This is a genomic window from Pantoea sp. X-Soil-MYKO-1785, from assembly GCF_059730675.1.
In genome coordinates, this window is the sequence record NZ_AP036000.1 from 2,146,278 (window position 1) to 2,171,731 (window position 25,454).

Sequence of the window (25,454 nt, forward strand, 5' to 3'; positions counted from 1 at the left end):
CGTGCCAATAACAAAGGATGAAAGATGATGATCGGTAAACAGGGCCTGAGCCGTGGCAACGTGTTTGCGCTCTTTATAGTGGTGTTTCTTTTTGCATACTATCCGGCTTATTTAACCCATTATGCCTATACCGATGACTGGACCAACCTCTACTGGGCCAACTTCGATCAGCTGAGTATTTTAAACTGGGATACATTATCAGGCCGGCCGGTGTACGGAATCATCCAGTATGCCGCCTCTTTTATGGTCGATAGCGTAGCAAAACTGGCGCTGCTGCGTTCAGTGGCAATTATTCTGCTTATTTTTACCGGCTATTATATTTATACCCTGACTCAGAAATACGCGCTGATGGAAAGCCAGGCGCAGCGCATAACCTTTTCACTGTTGCTCTGCCTGCTGCCCTCTTTCCAGGTTTATATCGCCTGGGCTTCCTGCTTTCCCTATATCACCGCGATTCTGCTGGCTGGCGCGAGCTATCGATGGTCAGTGAAGCCCGGCCTGGCAGGGCCACTATTGGCGATCGTTCTGCTGACCATCGCCTTCTGTATTTATCAGCCAGCCGCGATGAGCTTTACCTTTTTTGCCATGCTGGATTTGTGCCTCTCAGCGCGCAGAATCGATAAAAAACGGGCGGTGATTTCGCTGATGGTACTGGGCGCAGGCATGTTTGCCGCTTTGATTGCGTCGAAGGTGCTGCCAGTCCAGCTTTATGGCCATGCGCTGCCGCGTTCGGCTTTTAGCTACGATCTGCTGAATAAGGTGAAATGGTTCTTTTCAGAGTATCTTAAAAACATCATCTGCCATTTTGATCTCGGGGCTAAAACCGTCTCGGTGATTCTCTCTTTAATCGTCATTGGCTTTGGGCTGAAGAAAATTAAAGCCGCCGGCAATGATAAGTTTTACCTGGTCTTTTTCTTACTGCTGATCGCCGCGCTGCCCAATCTTATTGTCAGTGAAAGCATGGCAGCTTACCGTACCCTGATTGCTGGCTCCCTGATCTCAACCAGCGTTTTTATTCTGGGTCTGTTTGAGATCGGCCAAAAATTTAAGTGGAAAAAAACCTTATATGCCGCGCTGGTGCTGGCGGCGGCGGCACTGGCCATTAGTCATCTGAACAACGGCTATTCGGTTCCGGCGCGCAAAGAGTTTGCGCTGCTTAATCAGGCTATTACTACTCAGGTGCCAAAAGATTTTCAGGGCGCACTCTATTATCGTCTGACCGGAGAATATCTGCCGAAAGTGGCGACATTGCGGAAATATGATGATTTTGGCGGGCTGGGATTAAGCATGTCATGGACCTTTGCCGGCATGGCGCATTTTATCCGGCAACAAAATGCCATGGCGTTTACGCTGCCGGCGAATCCGATCATCACCGATGAAGCCGGTTGTCCGGGTGACTGTCTGGTTATTGATTCGCGCGCGGTGCTGCGCCAGCCTCATTAAACAAAAGAAAAGGCGGCAAGGCCGCCCTGGATGATGGTGTCACAGCACCGCTAGGCAGACTTATTGCCGCCCTTCTGCAACGCCTCTTTCATCTGTCCTAACAGCTCGCGACGGAAATCACCCAGTCGCGGCTTATCCTGCTCCAGCCACGGCAACGGGCGACACAGTTCCATCGCCTTTATGCCCAGTCGCGCGGTCAGCAAACCGGCGCCAATACCCTGCGCTGCCCGGGTGGAGAGGCGCGCGGCGATATCCTGCGACATCCAGTCCATTCCCACTTCACGCACCAGTTCTGAGGCACCGGCAAACGCCATATTGAGCAGCACCAGCCGGAACAGGCGGATACGACTGAAGTAGCCCAGCTCAATGCCGTAAATCGCGGCGATGCGATTGACCAGCCGCAGGTTACGCCAGGCAATAAAAGCCATATCAACCAGCGCCAGCGGACTGACGGCGATCATCAGCGTGGCTTCTGCCGCGTGACGGCTGATTTCACGTCGCGCCTGACGATCCAGCACCGGCTGCACCAGCTGAGCATATAAGCGAACAACTTCGCTGTCGTTATGGGTTTCATGAAGCGAGGCGTGCCAGCGCTGTAACGCCGGATGCGCCTGATCCAGCTCGGCCTGCTGCGCCAGCTTTTCGCAAAATGCCCGGCCTTTACCCATGCTGTGACTGTGCAGCAGTTCGCGGCCAATGTCGCGTTCTTCGGCACGCTGGCGAAGCTGGTAAAGGCGACGCCATTCACCGGCCAGCGCGCCGACGCCCGCCAGCACAATCAGGCCGCCCGCTACGCCGCTGCCGAGTGAAAACCAGTCGCGGGCCAGCCAGGCATCGTGGGTCCACTGCACGCCCTGCGCCACGACGCTGACGCCAAACAGTGCCACGCCGGCCATCACCAGTTTGCGCCACAGACTGCGCTTCGGTTTCAGCGCCGCTTCCACTGCGCGCTCACCTGCGCCCTCTTCCTCGACGGCGGCTTCATCATCCTGCACCGCCAGAAACGCCGCCTGCGCCTGCGCGTCAAAGGTCTGCGCGGGCCGTAACGGCACCTCTGTTGCCTCATCCAGCGGACGGGCAAAATCGATACGGGGCTTCAGCGGATCACTCATCGCAATTTATCTCCTAATAAAAATTCCAGCGCAGCATCCATGCGGATATGCGGCAGCGGGCGATCAACGTCCAGCTGCTGTGGGCGGAATTGTTCAAACTGGAAACCCTGCTGCTGCCAGAAAGCATTACCCGGCAGCCGTGGAGGCACTTCACCGGGATAGACGGTCAGCGGTTCGCCATCACTCAGCCGATTGCCGCGCAGCGCCGGGATCTTCTCACCCCGGTGGTCCACCAGCCCGCTCTGCGTCGCCTGCACCGAGGCCAGCCCGATGCAGTCCATGCTGATCCCCTCGAATGCGGCGTTCTGCCAGGCATCCTGCACCAGCTGCTGCAACAGTGACACCATATTGCCGTGCTGATCGCTGGTGATGTGATCCGCTTTGGTGGCGGCAAACAGTAATTTATCGATAACCGGTGAAAACAGCCGGCGGAACAGCGTCCGCTGACCATAATGAAAGCTTTGCATCAGCTGGGTCAGTGCCAGCCGCATATCGTTGAAGGCCTGCGGCCCGCTGTTGAGCGGCTGCAGGCAATCGACCAGCACGATCTGACGATCGAAGCGCAGGAAATGATTTTTATAAAATCCCTTGACCACATGCTGGCAGTAGTAGTTAAACCGCTGTTGCAGCATGCTGAAGTTGCTGCCTTTGTCGGCCTGAGCCAGTTTGCTGAGCTGCCCGTCGTCGGTAACCGGCCACGGAAAAAACTGCAGTGCCGGTGCGCCCGCCATGTCGCCCGGCAGGACAAACCGGCCCGGCTGGATGAAGTGCAATCCTTCAGCCTTACAACGGTGCAGATAATCGGTCCACGCCGCGGCAATTTCCGCCAGCCGGTTTTCATCGGCAGGCGCAAGCGGGTCGAGTTGCTGGCAGAGCGTGCGCCACGGCGTTGCCCATTCAGCACGATCGCCCTGCAGCAGCCCGTTCATCTGCCGCGACCAGGCCAGATAATCCTGCGCCAGCATCGGCAGATCGAGCAGCCATTCACCGGGATAATCCACGATCTCCAGATAGAGCGTGGCGGTCTCTTTCAGATGCCGCAGCAATGATTCATTGGGCCGGTAGCGCAGAGCCAGCCGCATTTCACTGACGCCGCGGGTTGGTGTCGGCCAGGCGGGTGGCGTACTGTAAAGCTGCGCCAGCCCTTCATCGTAGGTAAAGCGCGCCGTTCCCATATCGCGCTGCGGTACCCGCTTTACCCCGAGCAGGCGCTCATCCCGCACCACGGAAAACAGCGGCAATCGTGCGCCGCTGTGGACCGTCAGAAGTTGATTAACCAGCGAGGTGATAAACGCGGTTTTTCCGCTGCGGCTTAAGCCGGTAACCGCCAGGCGCAGGTGCCGGTCGACGCCGCGGTTCATTAACGCGGCAAATTCAGTTTGCAGTCTTTTCATCTTTCTCCCTGATGAAGCGCGACGCCGCGCGATTCATTACGCGTTTCAGCAATGGCTCCAGCGCCATCGCCAGTAAAAGACGTAACGGACGGCGTGCTACCGATTTCACTGCCCAGCCGGTGACGCCAGCAGGACCGTAAGTGACAGCATTAATAATGATGAATTTAGCCGCCGACTTCAACGCGGGTGCCGCGCGGTGGCGAAAAGCAGTGGATCGCGAGAAAGACATCGACACCTCCGAAGGGTCAGCGAAAGGGCCTGTAACAGGCCCGGATAAGCAAAATTAAAGCTGGCGGAAGCGGCTGCGCACGCTAAAAGTTTCAGACGTTACGTAACGTTCCACATCGCGCACGCTGCGTTCATCGCGCTGCAGTGCGCTTTCTAACTGATCCAGCAGTTCACTGGCGCTGGGCTGACGCGGGATGTCAGCGGCATCGGCCGGTTTGACATCCAGTACAAAGCCGAGCACGAAATAGGCGACCACGGTAAACATAAACAGGCCGAAAAACAGTGACAGCACCATGATGACGCGCAGTAACCGCACCGGAATATCGAGATACTCCGCCAGACCTGCGCAGACGCCCATCAATTTTCCTTCGTCAGGTTTACGCCATAACTTACGGCCCTTCATCATGGTTGCCTCCAGTTAGGGTGTTCTGCGTCCAGAATCGCCTCCAGCGCATCAATGCGTTCGCGCATCCGCTGCGCGTCCTGAGCAACACGCTGCAGGCGCTGGATTTCGCTTTGCGACAGTTCCGAACCGCCGTTGCGTTTGTTGCTGTAATGCAGCCATAGCCAGATCGGTGCCACAAATAACACGAAGATCGTTAGCGGTATGGCAAGAAAAAGTGCGCTCATTGACTCTCCTTAATCACTCATCGCAACGTCGATAATTATTCACTGCGGTTCATTTTGGCTTTCAGCGCATTCAGTTGCTGGCTGATTTCATCATCCGCTTTCAGATCGGTGAACTGCTGATCCAGCGTTTTAGGTTTGCCAAAACCGTGACTTTCCGCTTCCGCTTCCATGTGATCGATGCGACGTTCAAACGATTCAAAACGCGCCATCGCTTCATCAATTTTACCGCTGTCCAGCTGACGACGAACGTCACGTGAAGAGGAAGCCGCCTGATGACGCAGCGTTAACGCCTGCTGACGCGCCCGCGTTTCGCTCAGTTTTTTCTCCAGCTCGCTGATTTCGCCTTTCATGCGTTCCAGCGTCTCTTCTACCTGGCTCACTTCCTGTTTCAGGGCGGCGATCAGGTCAGTCAGTTTCTGTTTTTCGATCAGCGCTGAGCGGGCTAAATCGTCTTTATCTTTACGCAGAGCCAGCTCGGCTTTTTCCTGCCATTCGGCCTGCTGAATCTCTGCCTGCTCAATCCGGCGTGTCAGCTGTTTCTTTTCAGCCAGCGCCCGTGCAGAGGTTGAGCGGACTTCAACTAAGGTGTCTTCCATTTCCTGAATCATCAAACGGACCAGTTTCTGCGGATCTTCCGCACGCTCCAGCAGCGAATTGATGTTGGCATTTACGATGTCGGCGAAACGAGAAAAAATACCCATAATGATGTTCCTCTTTAAATGTGTCATGGCGTGTTGCGCTGTATGGCTAATACAAGATGCGTGCCAATTTTATAATTCTTTGATTATTATCAATTTTTAAATTTTACAGCCCTTTTGGCTTGTTCTAATATAGTCAAAATGATTAAGGGGTGGCGAAATTCATCATGACTGGAAACAACGACAACCTTCTCGGTGAGTCCAATAATTTTCTTGAAGTGCTGGAGCAGGTGTCGAAGCTGGCTCCGCTGGAAAAGCCGGTATTAGTGATTGGCGAGCGCGGTACCGGTAAAGAGCTGATCGCCAGCCGCTTACACTATCTTTCTGACCGCTGGCAGGGGCCGTTTATCTCGCTGAACTGCGCCGCGCTGAATGAAAACCTGCTCGATTCTGAGCTGTTCGGCCATGAAGCCGGGGCCTTTACCGGCGCTCAGAAGCGACATCTGGGCCGCTTTGAACGGGCGGATGGCGGCACGCTGTTTCTTGATGAGCTGGCGACGGCACCGATGCTGGTTCAGGAAAAACTGCTGCGGGTAATCGAATATGGGCAGCTGGAGCGCGTCGGCGGTAATCACTCATTGCAGGTTAATGTGCGGCTGGTCTGCGCCACCAACGAAGACCTGCCTGCCCTGGCGGCCGCCGGAAAATTCCGCGCCGACCTGCTTGATCGTCTGGCGTTTGACGTGGTTCAGCTGCCGCCACTGCGTGAACGACGTAGCGACATTCTGGTGATGGCTGAGCATTTTGCTATCCAGATGTGCCGTGAACTTGGCCTGCTGTTGTTCCCTGGCTTTACCGCGCAGGCGCAGCAGACGCTGTTGAGTTACCACTGGCCCGGCAACGTTCGTGAGCTGAAGAATGTGGTGGAACGGTCGGTTTATCGCCACAACAGCAGCGAGCAGCCGCTGGATAACGTGATTATTAATCCGTTCGCTCGCCGGCCTGAGCCGGTCGATACCCTGCCGGTGAGCCGTCCCGCGCCCGAGGGCGACCTGCCGGCGCTGCCGCTCGATCTGCGTCAGTGGCAAAATCAGCAGGAACGAGAGCTGGTGGAAACCAGCCTGCAACAGGCACGATACAATCAGCGCCGCGCCGCGGGGTTATTGGGCGTTACCTACCACCAGCTCCGCGCCATGATGAAAAAGCACGGTATCACAAACGAACATTAAAACTTAACAATCAAAGACTTATCAGAGGAAGGCCGGTCAGAGCTCGCATCTTTAAGATACTTCATAACGCATTGTTTTCTCACCAGATACCATTGCATTTTGGAGAACAGATTTGGCCGGTTTTAACGTCAGATAGCAGGAGTTTACGACTCATATACTGACAGCACCGTAGCGGTAACTCGCCCGAATACCACCACGTCACCCAGCTCTCTAAATTTCAGTGGTCTTTAATCAGGGTTTTTAAAACATTTTTGATGCAAATCGGTGTCATTATCTCTTTAAAAAAGCTTCTGGCTTCATCATAGGGAGTGGTCATTTCACTCAGCATAGTTCTGAAGCTCCTGGCACCCTCAGTGGAGACTTTTATAAAGTCGGTCTCATCTATCGAATAGTCAGACAAGGAATACCCTGCTGCTTTAAAAGCGGCCACTTCACCCTATACGATTTCGTTTACATCAGTATCGGTTGAACCGGTCCTGTCCGTGATACGTAATTCGATTCACATAAATAATCAGCTTAATGCAGCTGATTATTTTCTACGGTATGGGATGACGCCGTTAGCAGCGTACAAATGTATTTTTGTGCTTCCTCCCTGAAAAGAGGAATACTAACCTCATGCTTTTTTAAAAAAGGCCTGAACTAACTGTAGATCATTATAAATCAATCAGATAATGATTCAAAGTAAATAAAAATCCGCTCAATAGTAAATTACATTGTCTCGATTAACAGTGACGGAATGATATAAAACATCAGCCAAATAAGACCCTTTTAGTTGCAGTTTGCAAGATCATTTTCACATGTTGTACAGCATGCAAGTTATTTGAATTCTCTGATGACTATCTTCACCTCCCATCCAAACAAAATTATTGCAGGAGTGAATGAAGATCTGCAGATTGCTATCCGCCAGCTGGCTCACGCACTCAGTGCCTCTCACCTCCCAATTCAGCGAATCTTTTCAAGTCAGATTGCTGTTTCTACCCATATTTTCAGTAGTTTATTAACAACCATGAGCAAATTAACCAAAAAAAAATAGCCTTGGAAATAATTTATTGATTTTTCTTGCCGGAACACCAATCTATAAGTTAATTTAAATTGCCTTAAATTAGTCTTCAGGAAATAATAAAGCACGGTGCTTAACGCATCACTTATTCTCATAGCTTTCTAAAAAGGAATTTTATATGCCTGGGTTCAATTATGGTGGTCACGGCGATGGTACAGGCTGGAGTTCAGAGAGTGGAGGTCCTGCACCAGGTGGTGGTAGCACGGGAAATGCGGGGAATCATAATAGTTCCGGTTCAGGAGGTGGCAGTAGCGGTAATAGAAGCCCTCTACTTCAATCATATTCAATAATTACAAAAACCATTGGCGATGCTGCAGCACAAGCCAATGGCATGCAGCCAGGTTTATATTTCGGTTATATAGTTGATGATTATGGTAATATAGTAGGCCTGTTTTCCGTTGGAGCGGATGATGCTAACGGGCAGGATCTTGGTCTTATATCAGCGCGTGGTAATAATGGTGGGATGAAAAAAGATGCACCATTACAGGGTCCAGGACCTGGTTTTACAGGTGATCAGTCTGATGCGCGCATTGCTCAACTTAAAGAGACTATTCGCAAAAACTACAACCTGGTGCATAGCGGTCAAAGCGGCAACCGCATCTATAAAGCAAAGCAAGATACCCTGAAAGCACAGCAAGAGTTGGCATCAATTAACTATTCTCGCCAGCAAAAAGCTCAGGAAGCTGTAGATCTGCGAGATGGTATTAAACTTGTAGCTGACTTCTACAGCGAACTTACACGAAAATACGGACAGCAGGCAACATCACTTTCTCAGGAGCTTGCAGAACAAGCCAGGGGGAAAACCATCCGGAATGTTGACGAGGCTCTGGCTGCTTATGAACGCTATCGTTCATATTTAGGGGCGAAATTCAGTGCTGCAGATAGAGCTGCAATCGTTAATGCATTAAATTCAGTAGATATGGCTCGAATGGCCTCTCAGCTTTCTAAAATGAGCAAGGCTTTTGGGTATTACGGTAAAGCAACTGACGCATATGGTGTTTTCCAGGAAGTTAAAAAAAGTTTTGAGACCGATAACTGGCGTCCTGCATTAGTCAAAATCGAAGCGCTTACTGCTGGAAGGGTTGCCACCGCGGTTACTGCATTTGCCTTCTCAGCTATGTTTGGTTTGCCATTAGGTATCATAGGTTTTGCTTTGATCATGGCATTAGTTGGGTCGCTGGTTAATGAGAAACTTATGGAAAAAATCAATGGGCGTTTAGGAATATAAATTCCCGAAGGTGTTGTAAAAGGCTGGGGATCCTTCAGCCTTTTTTTAAAAACGGGATTGATATCAATGAGAGAGGTATCGCAAAAAAGAAGCAAAATACCCAATAGATTGCTACCAAACCATTCTTCCCGATGTCATCCTTAAAAAAACCTCGATGCCAGAAACCTTCTTCAGTAAACTTTAAAGCAATGCTCTCAACAGCAAACTTTGCAAAGGGAAAAGCCAACCAGGAAACTACGGTATAAATCATCCAGAGCTGGTTTTTTGGGTCACCGGGGTTTTCATACCATCCTGTTCCGAGCGCTAAAACACCAACCACTCCAAAAAGTAAATTGATCATGTAGTATTTAACTCTCATCGTCTTTAGCTCCATGAAAGCAATATTTTTACGTATGGATGTGCACGCCTAAGTTCAGGTACTGCTCCCATTATACATATGTAGGTTAAAGTAACCTCAGCTTTTCATTAATATCATGAGCGTTAACTTTTATCCGGCCAGTAATTTGATTTTACTGTAACCTCTTAGTCAGTCATCCAGGCGATGATGTATTTTCCTGGGCATCATTGAACGCCCTTTCATCCCACCTCCGAACTAACACTTTCAACGCATCCCAGTACGGAAATAATTTCGGGACCCGCCTGAACGCGATACGCCCAGCCTTGACGCCAGTAACACATCGGCATACTTCTAAAATGCGCAGCGCGTTACGAACATGCAACCTCCTGCACTTCGACCCAAACCAGCGTTTAAAGCCGATTCTGCTTTTTACTGATTAATGCTGGAGGTAAACGGATTGAAATTTACTTCAGACGTATTCACACAGGGTGATCTGATGGCGACAATCCAGATCATATCCCTGGCAATTTCGTAGCCAGGCCTGTTTATGCTCTGGAAACTGATTAACAGCGCGCCGCCACGTTAACGCAGCGAAAACCTCATTACTTACAGGCGACATTGGTTTGCAACTACTGTGAGTCTCTAAAGCGTAAACAGCGGTATTCTCCGCCTTAACCTTGCTTTGCCGCCCTTACCATCGTGCAGCTCAACGCTATGGAGAGGATTGCATAACAGCCGTTTTTTTATCAGCCGGCGGATTCTTGTTTAATGCCTCCAGTTACCGTTTAGTCTTCCCTGAGTAATCAAACAGCACACGACTGATTTCGGTGGCTGCTTACTCCAGATCCTGCGCCCTCATGAAATAATTTCCTCACGTTCCCAGCCATCGAGCGTGCATCGTACGCCCTCAGCATCTATCAGGTGTCATTCATCATGGGTGTATCCCTGCCGTCTCAGGCGCTTATCCGGCCAGCCGTCCGCTTCGCGTTGACCATTTCAGGCAAAAAAAAGCCCGCCATCAGGCGGGCAACAATACTGGAAGCAATGTGAGCAATGTCGTGCTCTTCTTCGGTAGAGCCACCGTCGAAGTGCAGATGAATAATAATCATTCTTATTATCATCTGTAAAGTGCTAATTGAGAATATTTCTCATTACCACACTCTCTGTACGTTTTTTCTGCCGCCGGCTGGATGAATATCAAGTCGGGCAGCGTCGCAGATTTTGGGACAACGCCCGCTTTGCGATACACTCTATCTAATGCCTCAAAATCGTTGAGTTCTATGTCAAAACTAATATGTTCGCTGTTGTTCAGCCTCAGCGTGTTGAGTTCGCCTGCGTGGTCGGCCCCCGCCGGTGATATTCGCCAGACCGGCTTTGTCTATTGCGTAAGCGGCACGCTGAACACCTTCAATCCTCAAATGGTCAGCAGCGGGTTAACCGTCGATACCCTGGCGGCGCAACTGTACGATCGCCTGCTGGATGTCGATCCCTATACCTACCGTCTGAAGCCCGATCTGGCCGCCAGCTGGGAGGTGCGTGACAATGGCGCGACCTATCGTTTTCACCTGCGCAGCGGCGTGCAGTTCCAGCAGACCAACCAGTTCAAACCGACACGTACTCTGAATGCGGATGATGTGGTATTCAGCTTCGCCCGGATGTTCGATCGCCATCATCCGTGGCATAACGTCAACGGCGGGAACTATCCCTACTTCGATAGCCTGCAGTTTGCCGATTCAGTGCAGAGCGTGAAAAAGCTGGATCACAATACGGTTGAGTTCCGGCTGAACAGTCCGGACGCTTCCTTCCTCTGGCACATGGCGACCCACTATGCGCCGGTGCTGTCTAAAGAGTACGCCGATCAACTGACGGCTGAGGGCCGCCAGGAAGAGCTGGATCGGCAGCCGGTGGGCACCGGCCCTTACCAGCTGAGTGAATATCGCACCGGCCAGTACATTCGCCTGGCGCGCAATCCGCATTACTGGAAAGGCGTGCCGCGTCTGCAGCAGGCGGTGATCGATTTAGGCGCCGGCGGCACCGGCCGTTTGTCGAAACTGCTGACCGGCGAATGCGACGTGCTGGCTTATCCGGCTGCCAGTCAGCTCAGTATTTTGCGCGATGATCCGCGCCTGCGAATGACGCTGCGGCCCGGGATGAATATCGCCTATCTGGCGTTTAATACCCGCAAGCCGCCGCTCGATCGCCCCGAAGTACGGCATGCGCTGGCGCTGGCAATCAATAATGAGCGGCTGATGGAGTCGATTTATTACGGTACCGCTGAAACCGCGGCCTCTATATTACCGCGCGCCTCGTGGGCTTATGACAGTGATGCCAGGGTGACCGAATACGATCCTGAAAAGTCTCGCGCCGCGCTGGCAGCGCTGGGCCTGACTGACCTGCATCTGCGGCTGGTGGTGCCGTCGGCCTCGCAGTCGTGGAACCCCAGCCCGCTTAAAACCGCCGAGTTATTGCAGGCCGATCTGGCGCAGGTGGGCGTTCGCCTGACCATTGTGCCGGTCGAGGGACGTTTTCAGGAGGCGCAGCTGATGTCGATGAATCACGACCTGACCCTGGCGGGCTGGGCGACCGACAGCAACGATCCGGACAGCTTCTTCCGTCCGCTGCTCAGCTGCGCGGCGATCCGTTCCCAGACCAACTATGCGCACTGGTGCTCGCCGGCCTTTGATGAAACATTGCAGAATGCTCTGCTGACACAGCAGCTGTCGGGGCGCATCGACAGTTACGACAAAGCGCAGCAGATTCTGGCTCAGGAGCTGCCGGTCTTGCCGCTGGCATCGTCGCTGCGTCTGCAGGCGTTTCGCCATGACATTAAAGGGCTGGTGCTGAGTCCGTTTGGCAACGCCTCTTTTGCCGGGGTTTATCGTGAAGAGGCTGAGGAAAAGTAAGTGATCATCTATATTTTGCGCCGCCTGCTGCTGCTGCTGATTACGCTGTTTTTGCTGTCGCTGGTTAGCTTCAGCCTCAGTTACTTTACTCCCAACGCGCCGCTGGAAGGCGCGGCCCTGTCTGACGCCTGGTGGTTCTGGTTCAAAGGAATGCTGCAGTTTGATTTCGGCGTCTCCAGCACCAACGGTCAGGAAATTGGCCTGCAGCTGCGCGAAGTTTTTCCCGCCACCATGGAGCTGTGCATTCTGGCCTTTGTGTTTGCCCTGCTGGTGGGTATTCCGCTCGGCATCTGCGCCGGAGTGATGCGCAACAAGTGGCAGGATAAGACTATCAGTGCGCTGGCGCTGCTCGGCTTTTCAGCGCCGATTTTCTGGCTGGCCCTGCTGCTCACGCTGTTTTTCTCGCTGACGCTTGGCTGGCTGCCCGTGTCGGGACGGCACGATCTGCTCTATCCGGTGCAAAACGTGTCAGGCTTTGCGCTGATTGATGCCTGGCTTAGCCGCTCACCGTGGCGGCACGAGATGATCATCAGCGCCCTGACCCACCTGATTTTGCCGGTGCTGGTACTGGCGATGGCACCGACTACCGAAGTGATCCGCCTGCTGCGCAACAGCACCAGCGAGGTGATGGAAAAAAATTATGTTAAAGCCGCCGCCACCCGTGGACTGTCACAACTGACGGTGATCCGACGTCACGTGCTGCATAACGCCTTACCGCCGGTGATCCCGCGTCTTGGCCTGCAATTTTCAACCATGCTGACGCTGGCGATGATCACTGAAATGGTCTTCAACTGGCCCGGCCTTGGCCGCTGGTTGATCAATGCGATTCGCCAGCAGGATTATGCGGCCATCTCGGCCGGCGTGATGGTGATTGGTGGACTGGTGATTCTGGTTAACGTCGTCTCCGATGTGATTGGCGCAGCGATGAATCCGTTGAAACATAAGGAATGGTATGCCCTCCGATAGCGCTTAAGCTGAGTTAAATAAATCGATTAAAATCAATAATATACCATATGAATACTAGGTAAAAACCAATTCAGGCACCCTTTGGTGTACGCTTTTTTATTTGGCAGCTGCGACGGGAAGTGACTAATCTCAAATCACCCACCGCGCAGCCTGCTGATACTGGCGCGATCTGTACCTGTCCCGTCGCCGGGGCTTTTTACGCTTCACCATCTGAGGGGGGTGTCTTCAGTCACTTCGTCTGGAGATGAGACGGGAGGGTTAAGCAAAGCCCACTCCATTCGCATATCTGTTTCGTTCGCGTCATCTGTCGACGTGTTAATAGCGCCAACCAGTTCTGTAAGTTTGGCCCTGGCTGAATCGGGGTCAGTCAGACACTCGAGCATCAACTTGACCACATCTTTTAATGCCTCAGTATTCAATGCCGTAATCCCGGCATAATCCAGAGAGAGCTGATCGTTAATTATTTCTCCATCTTCTAAAACTATTTCTTCACCGCCAACGGTCACAGATTCTGGAAGTATTTTTTGTACGTCTTGTGCAATAACACCCGCTTTTGTCTCGCCCTGAATCTGGTAGGTCATACCCCTTAATGTCATTGACCTGGAAAGCGCATCACCAATGAACCGCTTGTTAAATTTGAGCCTTGAATCGGATGTCGGGTTGAATGAGACCGCATAGCAAGAACCATTAGACCTCACGCTGAGCGATATTATGCCGTTCTGTACAGAGCGCCAGGAGTGGTACTGCCCTTTTACAAGGTAGTATTGGTGGTAGACATCATAGTTACGATCAAGGGCATACGCGCGCATGAATGTCGATGTAGCATCATTGGTTGTGTCGCTAACATTGTCGCAAAAAAAACCACTGCCAGTAGCCACAATAGGTCCATTGCAGCCCAGCGTACCCGCTGAAAGCTGAACGCTTGACGATATTACTCCCCCAGTTTTACCATTTACCGTATTCAACCGCGAATCATCACCTGCGGCCACTGTCCCGCTCGTTGTTCCTACATTGCGCGTGGCTGAATTTCCAAGTCCTGCAAGGGACGTTGCCAGGCTTTTCCATGATGGGCCACTGTACTGAGTACCGTCTGGAAGCGTAACGGTTACATTGCCGCTTGCACTATAAACTTGCTGCCAGTTCGCCTTTTCCTGAATCATGCCGCGTGCATTCGTTCCGACGTCGTTCAGGGTTTGCTGAGTGATAGCAATTTTCAGCGAAGCCGGCACGGCGTACCAGGCTAAGCCAGTGGCGCTCGGACCATTAAATGGCACGCTTAATGCAAGCTGAGTGTTGGATACAACAGAAGCGACAATCATTGTGTATGGTGCACCACCCACTACAACACCTACAAAATCACCGACCTTAAATTCGGTGGTGAAACTTGTTCCTGTGCCTTTAACTGCTGCTGAGTTGTTAGTTAGTGCAATAGTGCCTGCTGGCATAGCTTTCTCCGGGCAATAAAAAACCGGCGCGGTGGCCGGTTATATAGTTATACGGGGGTTTTTCAAAAATAATATGATGCTTCGATGCAAGGAAGCTGGCACGCCGCCTGTACCGCTTTAGGGTACTGGTAAACAACCACCTCCCGTCCTGTAGTCTTGGCTCTTGCTGTTGAAATAGCGTTGCCATTCATCTTTAGGCCAGACTCTAAGCACTTTCTGAAGCTGTACCCGTTATTATCCCTGCTGTAATCGCCGCGCTGCAGGCCGAGGCTACAAAGCGGAACCATTGGTTGGGATACAGCACCAGTGGGGTTAACCCATGACAGCACCTCACCCGAAGAGCCGTCATAGCTCTCATAAAACCCGAAATCGTAGTAGGCGTCAGGCCACATTACGGGTGGATATTTGCTGGAATACGTGACTTGATTTGAGGCGTTTCGAATAACCATCCCATAACCAGAAACGGGAAGTGAGGGGGAGAATCCGCAGGAGACAATCACCACCTGAACATTATTAACTATACCACCCTCCATTGACCCTTCGATGCTTCCAAATGCCGTATATGACTTAATGGCATTACTTGCTCTGTCCAGATATAGCGGGTTGTTAGTATTTGACCATCGCGCAAATACAATATAATTCCCGAGATTTACAATTTCTGACGGGATGCTCCACGACCCATTTATATTGATGACGGCTCTGTAGGTTACAAACCCAAGATACGATGTGTCGCCTATTTCCATAAAGTTTGAACCGTTGGTGATTCTCGCTCCATATTCCACTGAAGGGTTTTCAGCGTATGAGACAGAAAATACATCAGAAAACCCCGCCTCATCGGTAGGTAATGGTTTGCCGCCATCCGGATCGGTGAACTTTGCATCGTAAACAAGAGCGCTGCCGTTAAAAGACATGCTGCGAACATATGCCATAGGCGGTCCGGCAGGATTGCTTCCTGGATACACCCGAACCAGATTTCGTGGCACTATCAGCGCCTTGCTGTTGGCGGGCTGAGGCTTAAACCCACCCACTGACCCGGTGTTTGCCAGCATGGACGCGCTACCAAGATATGATGCGTAACGCATTGAGGCGTCCAGTATGATTTGTTTGCCTCCATCGTCGGGAGTGATACGAACTCCATAAATATCAGCCATCAGTTGAGTTTCCCTGCCTTGAATCGCTCTACGCCGTTTGTGTCATATACCGCTAAACCATCGGCATTGAGAACGGAGCCACCACCTGCGCCATTGTTGCTGTTGATCTCCAGCCCACCCCCTTTATCCAGGCGCCATCCCGCACGCCTGGCAACATAGTTATTGGATTGAATGAAGTTTCCGATCATCGCATTTGTGATAGTCCCTTCCTGGATAAAGGCGCTGTTCATGAAAACCTGCCCGCCCACAACCGCGAACGGAGAAAAACGGTTATCACCAGAGCCACTCATCACAACAAACTGGTTAGCATTCACCGCAACCCGCGTTTGTACCTGCCCGTTTGTAACTGTCGTAGCCACTGACAGCCCGGCGTCATAATTCACGCCGTTGTAGCGGATGCCGGTTTTCAGCGTCCAGACGGCGTATGGATTATCTATGTCTGCATAAGCGGTGAATTTTTCCTGAATCGCCGCCTGATTAGCAGCAACGGCTGCATTCGTTGACTGGAAGCTGGCAATTACGTCTGTCTGAAGTTGAGCTATAGAGCTATGCGCATCGGCGGCAACCTTCTTAGCTTCAATGATACCGGCGCGGTTATCTCCGTACTGCGCCCACTGCTGCTCAACGGCGTCGTAGTTGGCAAGAATATCTTTGAGTAGCGTATCAGGGTCGGTAATAATCGGTTCAAGCAGTGCCTGACCATCTTCTGATTTGAAAAAGTCCTCTGCAATATCCTCCAGATAGTCGGAGGCCTGGTCGTTAGCCATGCCGCGCACCCAGTCTGTAAATCCGGATTCGTTACCCGATTTATCCACTAACTGAGCCCGATACCAGAAAACCTGACCGGCCCGCAGGCCGAGCTGGGTATAGGTAGACTGAGGATAAGGAACATCCGCAAGCAGAATTGGATCGGACTGGTCGTCATTGGCTGTGTACTGAATTTCCGTCATCAGCGTATCTGAGGTGTTTGCCGGAAATCCCCAGGTCAGCGTGATACCCCAGTTAATTCCTAGTGCAGTCAGCCCGACCGGTTTTGGCGGATTGCCTACTTTTCCGGTAAGCGTCTTTTCCTGAGAGTATCCCCAGCCAGATGAAATCTCCGCGGCGTTGATAGCCCGGACACGCACCAGATATCGACCTGAGTAAATACTTGGCACCTCAAAGGAGGTGGTCGAGCTGCGTGCTACATTAACCCAGTTGCCATCGTTGCGACGCCATTGAGCCTCGTAGCTGATTGCATTAGCCACCGCATCCCACTGGACCCGCATCGTCTCGAGACTGATACCCTGCTGAACGACAGAATAAGAATCGATAACGATGTTAGTGGGTGCAGCCTGATTGCCCGGAGGGATCACGCTGATTGGGCGATCATCAATTACCGCGCCGGTATCAATGCGGGCATACTTATCCGGATCGTGCGCGGCTGCAGTAATGGTGAAAGTACCATCATCATTTTCCGCAACAGAGGTGACGCGATACTGCTGAGCGTATAAATCCGTTGATTCAACCACCCATATGCTTTCAGCCTGAGGCGTCTGCGTGTAAGCAGTGGTGACGGTCACGATATTATCGTTAACGCTTTGGATAGTCCTGGCCTGCGAAATCCCGCTCGGCAGGTTAACCTGAAGGCGATCTCCTGCCTTTGCATCTGGCGCACGATCCAGTGTAATGGCTCTGCCGTTTACCGAACTGATACGTCCGCCCGCCACGCGGCCAGAAAGGTACTCATCAGCAACAGCGATAACATATCCCGGCATCGGGATATCACCATCAAGCCCAACAGAAAACGCGACAACACGGTCTTTGTTGTTGGTAAGAATCCCCCAGCGCCCTTTCCGATTGGCCTCTGACTGGCGGGTACAGCCAATCGCCGTTACTTCCAGCTGGTTATATACCTTGTAGCGTGACACCAGGTCCTTTTCAAAAACCGGCTCCATGGCATCGGCATAGCCATTTGAGGGATCGGAATATGAGACCAGCGCAGAGGTGTAGCGCGTTTTGGTGGTGCTGCTGGAATAGGCAAAATCACCGTCTACCACGTTGGCATTTGTGAAATTGTAATCGACGTCACGCGGCATGTCCGCCAGCGCGACTATCTGATCGCCGCCCCAGTACGTCATGCCTCTGAAAATTGCTGCAAAGTCACGCATGACCGTATAAGCGTCATTACGAGTCTGAACGTAAACGTCACATTTATAGCGCGGCTCGGTGCCGTTTCCTCCTTTGCCGTCAGGTACAAGCTGATCGCAATACTGCGCCACTTGATACAAGGTCCACTTGTCAATATTGGCAGCCGTCAAACGGTCACCCAGGCCAAAGCGGTCTGTTACTACCAGATCGTAAAAAATCCAAGCTGGGTTATCCGTCCACGCCCATTTGAAGGTGCCTTGCCAGGTACCGGCGTAAGAGCGGGTGACCGGGTCGTAATTATCAGGCACGCGGATAACGCGCCCTTTTGGTTCGCACGTGATCTGCGGGATACTGCCGTTGAACTGGCTGGAATCGAACTCGATATATAGCAACGCGGTGTTTGGATAACGCAGTTTGGCGTCGATGACTTCTGTATAGCTTTCTAGGTTCATCGTATCGCCAATTTTGGCGCTGTTGGCATCCTGCGTTATTTTACGAAGGCGGATAGTCCAGGTGCTTCCTGATTGTGGCAAATCTATGCGATGGCTACGCTCGTAACCGGTAGTTGTTTTTCCGGTCACAGCGGTATTTAAAACAGTCTGCCATGTTCCACCATCAGCCTGTAAATCGACAGCATAGTTAATGCTGTAACCTACCAGATCGCCATCATCCTCTTGTTTGAAAAGAGCTGGCCATTTTAAGCGAAGGCGGATTGCTGATAGCTGCGTGTTGGTATAGGTGTGAATCCAGGCTGTTTTAGATGAGATGTCGGTGCCAACAGCTATTTCATTCTCAGTTCCCGGGATGCCCTGAATATAACTCTGCGCTTGCGAGCCTGAGCGGAATTCCCACGCTACTCCGCTGAAGTTCTGTGTGCCGTTATCATTCTCGATTGCTGTGCCATCAAGAAAAATTTGCTTTCCTGTGAGCCCACCAGAGAATTCACCTTCACCCAGTGCCAGCAAAATTTTTGCTTTGGCAACAGACTGCAGGTCATCAGGTTGTTCAGTCGGAGTGCGTGATTCAGACGAGCCGCCTTTGCGGCCTTTGATAGCGAGTGCTGTAGCCATATTGCGCCCATAAAAAAAGGCCGCCGTAGCGACCTTTTTGGTGGTGAAAACCGGATTGAATTACTGCTGATCTTCTACATAGATTCCCGCAGAGATAATTGCGCCACCAATGCGGCGCTGGCCGTAAAGCAGTGGGACAGGGTAGCCCTGAGCGGCTGTATTGGTCGGACTGCCAAAAGCATATGACGCCTGGTTGTCAGCATCCTGTTTGCTCGCTATACCCGGCGTCTGAGGAGACAGCATTTGCACCACACCACCGAGCATCATTGCGGCACCGATTTTAGCCACACCGTAGCCGACAGCTGAGAGAGTTCCCCCTGTGAAATAGCCGATTGCCACGCCAACGACAACAAGCACAGCCCCCAAAATAGTCTGTAGCGCACCTGCCCTTTTGCTTCCGATGATCACCGGCGCGATTCGTATTTCTCCCTTGCTGCGATCAGCTTCCAGTTCTTCAACTTGGAGATTTTGCTTCCCATTGAAAACGGCATAAGTTATCCCCCGCTTTTTGCTGGTATTCAGAAATCTTTCAAATCCTGGAATTACAACGCACATGGCACGAATTGCCTCTCGGGGAGTTTCGACAGCCAAATGATGAACGCGACCAAAGGTAGCGCCCAAAACGCCATATAGACGTATCGTTCTTATGGTGTTTTCCATATTGCGCCCATAAAAAAACCGCCATCGGCGGCTTTATTAAAATAAGATGATTTACATGCATGAACGAACAGCGGTAGCCCAATGATCATTAAATCCTCTGGCTACGGCATAGACTTTCACATCAGATCCACCATTGTTAGATGTATCAATTCTGGCTATAGCTAAAGCTCCAAAAAGATCTTCTGAGGATAAAACCCTGTATCCAGTTTCAGTTGGCGCTGAGTTCGTTGTTGGCTTCAGTTCTTGCCACTTTGGAGTGATACAGCGATTTAACTGGTCAGTGTTCTTAGTTGAATGACCTTCATAGATTGGAATCTGAGTTTCTAGTGAATCCGCCATGCATCCAGCAAGAGCCAAAGCTGAAAAGAGTACGATGATTTTTTTCATTACCATTCCTTAATTTAGTCAAGAATTGATAATAGCTTTCATCTCATTTTTTCTAAAACATTTCCTTATGACGGACGATTTTCATCGTTCTTTCCTGCCAGTAGCCTCCGTATGGGATTCGGTTACTGACGCGGCCATAAAGATGATGAAGCAACATGTTATCTTCCAGTAGTACGCCGGCATGGTTCCACTTGTTGGATTGGACCTGCATAATCACCAGATCTCCAGCCTGTGGCGGTCCGTCAAATTCCCGGAAGCCACACTCATACCAGCAATCATGGTAAAAGTTGTCGGCATGGTCGTCTTCCCACCATGGATAATCGACCCGGTAATCGTTCAGCTCAATACCGCGCTCCTGGCGGAAGTAGCTCATTACCAGCCCCCAACAGTCGCTATGCCCCAGCACGAACGGCCGGCCAATCAGCGGTAACTCGTCACGCGGCTGAATCGTCCGCAAGTCACCCTCCGGCCAGCTGACGATATGCCAGGGAACGCCGCTGGCGTCACACATAGCCTCATCGAGCGGGCTTGGTCGGGTTGTTGCGTCAGGATGGCTGTGCGCAATTGCTATGACCGTTCCCCATTCTTCCGCGGACGCATAGTCTTCAGGTGAAAGATGGAATTGTTCAGTTGGTTCTGCTGCCAGATTACGGCACGGAAAGTAACGCTCCACGCGGCTTTTCTGCACCACCACGCCGCAACACTCGCGAGGGTATTCGGATTCAGCATGCGCCAGCAGAGCATCTATGGTTTTTTGACGCATGATTAACTCCTTATAAGCGACGTTCCCGGGAAGCCACCAAACGACAGCTCTTCATTTTCACCGAAGCGCAGCTTACAGCCGGTGAGTGTACCGCTGCATTCGTCCAGAGACGGATCATCAACGGCATTATTAAATTTGTCGAAGTATCGCGTGCCAGCATAATCGCAGCCATCACCTGACCGGTACTTCCCCCGAATGCACCATGTGCAGAGTGAATGCAGCTGGCGCGTGGGTATCATCAGCCCCTGCAGATCCATCGGGCTGCTTAGCGTGAACTCAACCTGCGTTTTGGTTTCAGTGCTTTTGCTGTCGATGTAGAAAACCTTCAGCTTTTCCTGTGTTGGATCAGCGGAAGAGTTGCCACCTTCGAAATTTCGCGCATCAAGATACTTAGCCAGCGTGTCGTGGATAGACACTTTCGCCTGAAGCATGTCATCGTAAGCTAGACAGAGCGCAGTAATAGAACCATCAAGGTTACCCACGGTCAGTTTTGGCTGTGATGAGCTGCCGGTTGTGGATGATTCCATCCCTTCAATCTTGCACGGCCATGCAGAATATTCATTGCCCTGCCACCAGATTGATTTGGCCGGAAGCTTCAACTCATCGCCACCAGCTGCGATGATCTCCGCTTCGGTGTGTGGGATGTTATAGGAATGAAATCGCAGAACCTCGCCAGTTCCGAAAGCTGTACCATCTACCTCAAAAAGCCTGACCAGATTACCTGGTTCTAGCTTCTGATAATCACTGTTTAGACTCATGGTTTAAATGCCTGCACGAAGGTTGCATCCAGATTGAACTTGTTGTTGCCCAACGCGGTTGGTTTATAGGTATCGCAGCGATAAAGACCGATATCTTCCAGCGGCGGTTTCCACTGAAAAGCTCGGGTGCCACCATGTGCATCAAGGAAGTCTTTGATGGATTTTATGTATGCCTCCGCGCCGGTAAAACTCAGCGTCCATTCCTGACTTCGCGGATTTAATCCATTACCAGCCACCTGAGTGTAACCGTCACCAAACTGCACTTTTCGTGTATTAAATTTGGTGTCAGCTTCGGCATTCAGGCGCGGACACCATGAGAAAGTTTCAATAGCCATCATGATCTTCCTTTTGCCATATTCCAGATATCCCCGCCCGGCCTGATATCCCGCAACTTAAGCTGCTGGTAGCGCTGGTCAACAAAGCGACCAATTTCCGCGCCAAAATCTTCCCAGCCAGTGGAAGTTTGTGTGGAGGTGTTGCCACTGTCCGCAATGCTGATATACACCTGTGGTGCCCCGGATGCTCCGCCGGAACTCACCCCACCCACAGCCCGAACACCTAACGAACCATCAGGCGCACGAGTAAGCGGCATAATCGCCTCAGGTCCGGCCTCACCCATCAAGCCAGCACCTTTAGCGAATGCGAACATTGTTGGGGTGCTTACAACGCTGTTACTGAAAGCGCTAAGTGATGGGGAGTTATACACACCCCCTTTTGCATTGAGGGTCAGGTTGTCATATGCGCCGGTCGAAAATGCGTTAGCTGAGGATGCTCCACCATCAGAGGCTGCGCCAAACAGGCTTACCGCACCACCAATGAGGGAACCAAATATTCCAGAAGAGGAAGATCCCCCGCCCATCGCATTAACGACAGCCATCTGAAGAGCAACTTTCTCGATGATCTGCAGAATCGATAGTCCCCATGATTTCCAGCTCACCTTATTTCCTTCCAGCATGGAAGTTACATTGGTAAATGCGGAATCCAGGGTGCTATACACTCCATCAGATACCGTGGCGGATACATTACTGGCCTCTTCGAGCCAGCGGTTGTAGCCTCGGGAGGCGCCTGATAGCCAGTCTGCTTCTGATGAAGCAATAGCTTTATATTTGCTGTCGAGAGCATCGAGCGCGCGCTGTCTTTCCGCTACCGCCGCACTGCCCTTATCCGTTTTATCGAAAACCCGGTCAATCTGCTGTTGCTCATCAAAACGGCTGCGCTGGCGGTCACTCATTCCAGCGGTTTCGGTGGTTTGCGTAGCTTCATCGCGGTATTTACGCGCGGCATCGGTCAGATCTTTGAGCGCATCTGCCTGCTCGCGCTGCTTCTTCACATTTGCGTCAGCAAGATGCGTCCACTTCTCGAGTTCAGTTGAATTATCGCGGATTGCTTTGCGCTGCTCTTCGGTCCACTTTGTGCCAGCTTGGTGAGAGGCCGCGTAAAGCTCTGCTGCTTTCTCACCATCCGTTGCCCTGACCTTCTGGACCTCTATCGCAACGCTTAGATCTGCAATCTTCCGCGCATAGTTTTCAGCCTGAGTTGCCGCTTCACGCTCCGCTTTGTTCTGCGCATTGGTCGCTGCCGTACCGGATTTTTTGGCTTCAGCCGCGGCAGCATCCTTTTTCGCAGCCTGATCTTTGTTGTAAATGTACTGGGTGTAGAGTGCGCCAGTCAGTTTAAGATCTTCAGCTTCATACTTATGCTGAGCGTGCAGCTTCTGCAATCCGCTCAGGCTGGAAAGCTCGTTATCGCGGCGGGCCTTTTCAAGTGCGGTTTGCTGCTGTGGCGTAGCGCTCGCTACATTGACAACCGGCCCGGCATACTGAGGCGGCTTTGCACCGGCAGTAGCAGACATTGAACGGTTCAGAAGGTCATAGGCACCCTTCAGTATCGAAACCGCGCCAGCCTGCTCAACGGCCTTCTGAGTTGCCAGATCGCTCGCATCGTTGACCAGCTTTTGCGTGCTGGCGACTTTTGCCGCGGCTTGCTCACGCTGATACTCCAGCCTGTTCAGCTTATCGGTGAGTTCCACGTTCTTAGCCGTGATATCGGCCTGGTCCATGAACGTGTTGATGTAGGTCAGCGTCGGATGCTTGTTGTAATCCTGCTGAATCTGGTCAAGACCACTTAAACTGCTTTTAACCTTCTGAATCTGCGTATCGAGATCGCTTAGATCCTGCTTCTGCGCCTGCAGGGATGTGCGGGCATCAGCTGCAGTGGATTTCAGGCCCAGCACGGACATCTGCTGGAGCTTGCCGTTAATCTTATCGAGGTTATTGGCAAAGCTAACCGCTTCTTTGTGAACCTGCTGGGTGTGCTGATAGAGACCGTACATTGCAGTGCCGGCGCCAATAATCACACCCGGCCAGCCGCCAAGGATTCCAAGCACACCACTACCTAAGCGTGACATAACAGAGGCAGTATTGGTGAGGTTGTTGATGGCCGAAGTTCTGCCAGCGATAGCGTTATTGAGTCCAGACTGAGCAGCGGTCAGGTTGCGCTCTGCCAAAATCTGCGCCTCAATCGACGCGGCAGCGGCTTTGGCCTGTTGAGCGCGATAGAGTGTCTGACGCGCTGCAGCAACACTGACCTGAGCACCCCGCACCTGAGCCTGTGCAAGCGCCACCTCTGCTGCAGTACTTGAAACGACTGCGGCAGTTGATTGTGCAACGTTGCCAACCATATTACCGAAGTAACGGGCAAGTCCGATCCCGACCAGAACGCCAGCGGCGTTTGCAACGTTATCAATATTTTTTGCCAGGCTATCCAGAACACCCGCCAGAGATGACGAAGCGCCAACCGCGCTATCTGCACCACCTACCCAGGCGAGGAAGGCATTTTGCACCTTCTGCGCCGATCCGCTTACAGAGGCAGGCAGGCTCTCAAACTCTTTGCGGAGCACTTCGACATTCGTCAGAAGCGGCACAATCTTGTCTGTTGTCAGCTGGCCGTTATTAGCCATATTTCGCAGACCGCCGACCGTAACACCTAAGCCATCAGCCAGAAGCTTAGCCAGCCGGCCGCCGTTTTCCATAATGGCGTTAAACTCTTCGCCACGTAAGACACCTGAGCCCAAAGCCTGACTGAGCTGAGTGATAACCGAACTGGCTTCCTCTGTGCTCGCACCGGAAAGCTTCAGTGAGGTGGCGACCGTCTCAGTTACCCTGGCAACATCAGAAGATGCATAGCCAGCAGCTCGCAGTGACTGTGCAATACGGCTGTAGAGCGTGGAGTTTGCCTCAAGGGAAGTGCCGGTACGCTGGCTGATTTCCATCAAAGTGCGCTGTGCTGTAGCAAAATCATCCGTGGATGTGGACGCCAGTTTCAGGCGCCCGTTCATCTGATTCCACGTATCCGCAAATTCAATCAGCTGATGAGTAGCGAACGCACCAGCCCATGCGCCGGCGAGACCGGCTGCCGATGATTTTACTGTTGCCAGCTCTGAATTCAGCTCTGACAGTGATCGCCGGGTTTCACGCGTGGCCGCCGCCGCCTTTTTGCCTCCCTGCTCCATTGTTTTGTAATAATCGGCACCCATTCGTGAGGCGCGGGAAATTTCAGACTGAAAAGAACTGGAATTGGCGGAGATTTTGATAATCAGTTCGCGCAGCGTTGCCATATGTCACCTGTTGAAACCCCGCCGGCGCGGGTTATTAAAGACCACCCATCCATTCTTCAAGGCCGCTGATTTCTGCCTCTTCGTCTTTCTCACCCCATTTCAGGAGCATTTCACTGATGGTCGCTTTACCGCCCTGAGCTTTCAGGATGGCGGTTGATACCTGAGCTGCCTGAATATCACCGCGCCAGTCACCGATCGGACTCAGGCGGTCATAGGCGATCCACATTTTCAGTTCAGACGCGGAAAGGGTTTCGCGAATTTCGTGAAAGGTGCGCCCCAGCCGAAGGGCCAGCGTCATAAGGAAGA

General features: G+C 52.0%; 23 protein-coding genes and 1 pseudogene. 5 read left to right on the forward strand and 19 right to left on the reverse strand.

The window, feature by feature from the left end:
* Positions 1-24: 24 nt before the first annotated feature.
* On the forward strand, positions 25-1,443 hold the full coding sequence (locus tag AC6I8D_RS10130) for a hypothetical protein (protein ID WP_497820095.1): 1,419 nt from the start codon (positions 25-27) through the stop codon (positions 1,441-1,443).
* A gap of 50 nt (positions 1,444-1,493) precedes the next feature.
* Here AC6I8D_RS10130 and AC6I8D_RS10135 read toward each other — a convergent pair whose 3' ends face one another.
* Genes AC6I8D_RS10135 through pspA form a run of 6 tightly spaced genes read right to left on the reverse strand, consistent with a single transcriptional unit; the run spans position 1,494 to position 5,508 of the window.
* Positions 1,494-2,555 carry a YcjF family protein gene (locus tag AC6I8D_RS10135; RefSeq protein ID WP_312757077.1) on the reverse strand — a complete coding sequence of 354 codons (1,062 nt, stop codon included), beginning with the start codon at positions 2,553-2,555 and terminating at the stop codon, positions 1,494-1,496.
* Positions 2,552-3,949: a YcjX family GTP-binding protein gene (locus tag AC6I8D_RS10140; RefSeq protein ID WP_312757079.1), complete on the reverse strand. Its 1,398-nt coding sequence runs from the start codon at positions 3,947-3,949 to the stop codon at positions 2,552-2,554. The genes AC6I8D_RS10135 and AC6I8D_RS10140 overlap by 4 nt, the downstream gene beginning before the upstream one ends.
* Positions 3,930-4,178, reverse strand: coding sequence for a phage shock protein PspD (gene pspD / locus AC6I8D_RS10145; RefSeq protein ID WP_031377768.1), 249 nt, complete (start codon positions 4,176-4,178; stop codon positions 3,930-3,932). Before pspD ends, AC6I8D_RS10140 begins: the two co-directional genes overlap by 20 nt.
* Positions 4,179-4,232: 54 nt before the next feature.
* A complete protein-coding gene (gene pspC, locus AC6I8D_RS10150; RefSeq protein ID WP_497820096.1) occupies positions 4,233-4,583 on the reverse strand; it encodes an envelope stress response membrane protein PspC in 351 nt (116 codons plus the stop codon).
* The gene (gene pspB, locus AC6I8D_RS10155) at positions 4,580-4,807 is read right to left on the reverse strand and encodes an envelope stress response membrane protein PspB (protein WP_031377770.1); all 228 of its coding nucleotides are present in this window, start codon (positions 4,805-4,807) and stop codon (positions 4,580-4,582) included. The genes pspC and pspB overlap by 4 nt, the downstream gene beginning before the upstream one ends.
* A 35-nt stretch (positions 4,808-4,842) precedes the next feature.
* On the reverse strand, positions 4,843-5,508 hold the full coding sequence (pspA, locus tag AC6I8D_RS10160) for a phage shock protein PspA (protein WP_069728377.1): 666 nt from the start codon (positions 5,506-5,508) through the stop codon (positions 4,843-4,845).
* 164 nt (positions 5,509-5,672) lie between these two features.
* On the opposite strand from pspA, the gene pspF reads away from it, so the two are divergent.
* Both pspF and AC6I8D_RS10170 read left to right on the forward strand, forming a co-directional pair.
* Positions 5,673-6,674: a phage shock protein operon transcriptional activator gene (gene pspF, locus AC6I8D_RS10165; RefSeq protein WP_497820097.1), complete on the forward strand. Its 1,002-nt coding sequence runs from the start codon at positions 5,673-5,675 to the stop codon at positions 6,672-6,674.
* A gap of 1,178 nt (positions 6,675-7,852) precedes the next feature.
* Positions 7,853-8,962: a colicin-like pore-forming protein gene (locus AC6I8D_RS10170; protein ID WP_312757087.1), complete on the forward strand. Its 1,110-nt coding sequence runs from the start codon at positions 7,853-7,855 to the stop codon at positions 8,960-8,962.
* A gap of 34 nt (positions 8,963-8,996) precedes the next feature.
* On the opposite strand, the gene AC6I8D_RS10175 is transcribed toward AC6I8D_RS10170, so the two are convergent.
* The 3 genes and pseudogenes from AC6I8D_RS10175 to AC6I8D_RS10185 all read right to left on the reverse strand — a co-directional run bounded on the left by AC6I8D_RS10175 (position 8,997) and on the right by AC6I8D_RS10185 (position 10,408).
* Complete coding sequence (locus AC6I8D_RS10175) at positions 8,997-9,320, reverse strand: colicin E1 family microcin immunity protein (RefSeq protein ID WP_312054485.1); 324 nt, start codon at positions 9,318-9,320, stop codon at positions 8,997-8,999.
* Positions 9,321-9,768: 448 nt separating this feature from the next.
* Positions 9,769-9,972, reverse strand: a pseudogene (locus AC6I8D_RS10180) (bacteriophage antitermination protein Q); the annotation flags it as partial.
* A 280-nt stretch (positions 9,973-10,252) separates the two neighbouring features.
* Positions 10,253-10,408 (reverse strand): hypothetical protein, encoded by a 156-nt coding sequence (locus AC6I8D_RS10185; RefSeq protein ID WP_312054483.1) that lies wholly within the window; start codon positions 10,406-10,408, stop codon positions 10,253-10,255.
* 171 nt (positions 10,409-10,579) lie between these two features.
* Here AC6I8D_RS10185 and sapA point away from each other — a divergent pair, with 171 nt between their 5' ends.
* Positions 10,580-12,202 carry an ABC transporter substrate-binding protein SapA gene (sapA, locus tag AC6I8D_RS10190; RefSeq protein ID WP_312757091.1) on the forward strand — a complete coding sequence of 541 codons (1,623 nt, stop codon included), beginning with the start codon at positions 10,580-10,582 and terminating at the stop codon, positions 12,200-12,202.
* On the forward strand, positions 12,203-13,168 hold the full coding sequence (gene sapB / locus AC6I8D_RS10195; RefSeq protein WP_312054479.1) for a putrescine export ABC transporter permease SapB: 966 nt from the start codon (positions 12,203-12,205) through the stop codon (positions 13,166-13,168).
* Between the two features lie 203 nt (positions 13,169-13,371).
* On the opposite strand, the gene AC6I8D_RS10200 is transcribed toward sapB, so the two are convergent.
* The 10 genes from AC6I8D_RS10200 to AC6I8D_RS10245 all read right to left on the reverse strand — a co-directional run bounded on the left by AC6I8D_RS10200 (position 13,372) and on the right by AC6I8D_RS10245 (position 25,446).
* Entirely contained in the window at positions 13,372-14,613 is a 1,242-nt protein-coding gene (locus AC6I8D_RS10200; protein WP_497820098.1) for a tail fiber domain-containing protein, read from the reverse strand.
* Positions 14,614-14,675: 62 nt separating this feature from the next.
* Entirely contained in the window at positions 14,676-15,764 is a 1,089-nt protein-coding gene (locus AC6I8D_RS10205; protein ID WP_497820099.1) for a DUF6453 family protein, read from the reverse strand.
* Entirely contained in the window at positions 15,764-18,964 is a 3,201-nt protein-coding gene (locus AC6I8D_RS10210; RefSeq protein ID WP_497820100.1) for a TipJ family phage tail tip protein, read from the reverse strand. The genes AC6I8D_RS10205 and AC6I8D_RS10210 overlap by 1 nt, the downstream gene beginning before the upstream one ends.
* A gap of 60 nt (positions 18,965-19,024) precedes the next feature.
* A complete protein-coding gene (locus tag AC6I8D_RS10215) occupies positions 19,025-19,624 on the reverse strand; it encodes a tail assembly protein (protein WP_497820101.1) in 600 nt (199 codons plus the stop codon).
* A gap of 51 nt (positions 19,625-19,675) precedes the next feature.
* Positions 19,676-20,011 (reverse strand): hypothetical protein, encoded by a 336-nt coding sequence (locus AC6I8D_RS10220; RefSeq protein ID WP_497820102.1) that lies wholly within the window; start codon positions 20,009-20,011, stop codon positions 19,676-19,678.
* A gap of 52 nt (positions 20,012-20,063) precedes the next feature.
* On the reverse strand, positions 20,064-20,774 hold the full coding sequence (locus AC6I8D_RS10225; RefSeq protein WP_497820103.1) for a C40 family peptidase: 711 nt from the start codon (positions 20,772-20,774) through the stop codon (positions 20,064-20,066).
* A 2-nt stretch (positions 20,775-20,776) separates the two neighbouring features.
* Positions 20,777-21,532: a phage minor tail protein L gene (locus AC6I8D_RS10230; protein ID WP_497820104.1), complete on the reverse strand. Its 756-nt coding sequence runs from the start codon at positions 21,530-21,532 to the stop codon at positions 20,777-20,779.
* Entirely contained in the window at positions 21,529-21,867 is a 339-nt protein-coding gene (locus AC6I8D_RS10235) for a phage tail protein (protein WP_497820670.1), read from the reverse strand. Before AC6I8D_RS10235 ends, AC6I8D_RS10230 begins: the two co-directional genes overlap by 4 nt.
* The gene (locus AC6I8D_RS10240) at positions 21,867-25,148 is read right to left on the reverse strand and encodes a phage tail tape measure protein (protein ID WP_497820105.1); all 3,282 of its coding nucleotides are present in this window, start codon (positions 25,146-25,148) and stop codon (positions 21,867-21,869) included. The genes AC6I8D_RS10235 and AC6I8D_RS10240 overlap by 1 nt, the downstream gene beginning before the upstream one ends.
* Positions 25,149-25,182: 34 nt before the next feature.
* On the reverse strand, positions 25,183-25,446 hold the full coding sequence (locus AC6I8D_RS10245; protein ID WP_497820106.1) for a phage tail assembly protein T: 264 nt from the start codon (positions 25,444-25,446) through the stop codon (positions 25,183-25,185).
* Positions 25,447-25,454 lie beyond the last annotated feature (8 nt).

What these genes read in the sequence shown, in the direction of transcription:
- AC6I8D_RS10135 (WP_312757077.1), bottom strand. Translation starts at nt 2,555, where the DNA reads ATGAGTGATCCGCTGAAGCCCCGTATCGATTTTGCCCGTCCGCTGGAT.
- AC6I8D_RS10230 (WP_497820104.1), bottom strand. Translation starts at nt 21,532, where the DNA reads ATGAGTCTAAACAGTGATTATCAGAAGCTAGAACCAGGTAATCTGGTC.
- AC6I8D_RS10170 (WP_312757087.1), top strand. Translation starts at nt 7,853, where the DNA reads ATGCCTGGGTTCAATTATGGTGGTCACGGCGATGGTACAGGCTGGAGT.
- pspF (WP_497820097.1), top strand. Translation starts at nt 5,673, where the DNA reads ATGACTGGAAACAACGACAACCTTCTCGGTGAGTCCAATAATTTTCTT.
- AC6I8D_RS10245 (WP_497820106.1), bottom strand. Translation starts at nt 25,446, where the DNA reads ATGACGCTGGCCCTTCGGCTGGGGCGCACCTTTCACGAAATTCGCGAA.
- sapA (WP_312757091.1), top strand. Translation starts at nt 10,580, where the DNA reads ATGTCAAAACTAATATGTTCGCTGTTGTTCAGCCTCAGCGTGTTGAGT.
- pspA (WP_069728377.1), bottom strand. Translation starts at nt 5,508, where the DNA reads ATGGGTATTTTTTCTCGTTTCGCCGACATCGTAAATGCCAACATCAAT.
- AC6I8D_RS10225 (WP_497820103.1), bottom strand. Translation starts at nt 20,774, where the DNA reads ATGCGTCAAAAAACCATAGATGCTCTGCTGGCGCATGCTGAATCCGAA.
- AC6I8D_RS10200 (WP_497820098.1), bottom strand. Translation starts at nt 14,613, where the DNA reads ATGCCAGCAGGCACTATTGCACTAACTAACAACTCAGCAGCAGTTAAA.
- AC6I8D_RS10175 (WP_312054485.1), bottom strand. Translation starts at nt 9,320, where the DNA reads ATGAGAGTTAAATACTACATGATCAATTTACTTTTTGGAGTGGTTGGT.
- pspD (WP_031377768.1), bottom strand. Translation starts at nt 4,178, where the DNA reads ATGTCTTTCTCGCGATCCACTGCTTTTCGCCACCGCGCGGCACCCGCG.
- AC6I8D_RS10130 (WP_497820095.1), top strand. Translation starts at nt 25, where the DNA reads ATGATGATCGGTAAACAGGGCCTGAGCCGTGGCAACGTGTTTGCGCTC.
- AC6I8D_RS10240 (WP_497820105.1), bottom strand. Translation starts at nt 25,148, where the DNA reads ATGGCAACGCTGCGCGAACTGATTATCAAAATCTCCGCCAATTCCAGT.
- AC6I8D_RS10220 (WP_497820102.1), bottom strand. Translation starts at nt 20,011, where the DNA reads ATGAAAAAAATCATCGTACTCTTTTCAGCTTTGGCTCTTGCTGGATGC.
- pspB (WP_031377770.1), bottom strand. Translation starts at nt 4,807, where the DNA reads ATGAGCGCACTTTTTCTTGCCATACCGCTAACGATCTTCGTGTTATTT.
- AC6I8D_RS10140 (WP_312757079.1), bottom strand. Translation starts at nt 3,949, where the DNA reads ATGAAAAGACTGCAAACTGAATTTGCCGCGTTAATGAACCGCGGCGTC.
- AC6I8D_RS10235 (WP_497820670.1), bottom strand. Translation starts at nt 21,867, where the DNA reads ATGGCTATTGAAACTTTCTCATGGTGTCCGCGCCTGAATGCCGAAGCT.
- AC6I8D_RS10210 (WP_497820100.1), bottom strand. Translation starts at nt 18,964, where the DNA reads ATGGCTACAGCACTCGCTATCAAAGGCCGCAAAGGCGGCTCGTCTGAA.
- AC6I8D_RS10205 (WP_497820099.1), bottom strand. Translation starts at nt 15,764, where the DNA reads ATGGCTGATATTTATGGAGTTCGTATCACTCCCGACGATGGAGGCAAA.
- AC6I8D_RS10185 (WP_312054483.1), bottom strand. Translation starts at nt 10,408, where the DNA reads ATGATTATTATTCATCTGCACTTCGACGGTGGCTCTACCGAAGAAGAG.
- pspC (WP_497820096.1), bottom strand. Translation starts at nt 4,583, where the DNA reads ATGATGAAGGGCCGTAAGTTATGGCGTAAACCTGACGAAGGAAAATTG.
- AC6I8D_RS10215 (WP_497820101.1), bottom strand. Translation starts at nt 19,624, where the DNA reads ATGGAAAACACCATAAGAACGATACGTCTATATGGCGTTTTGGGCGCT.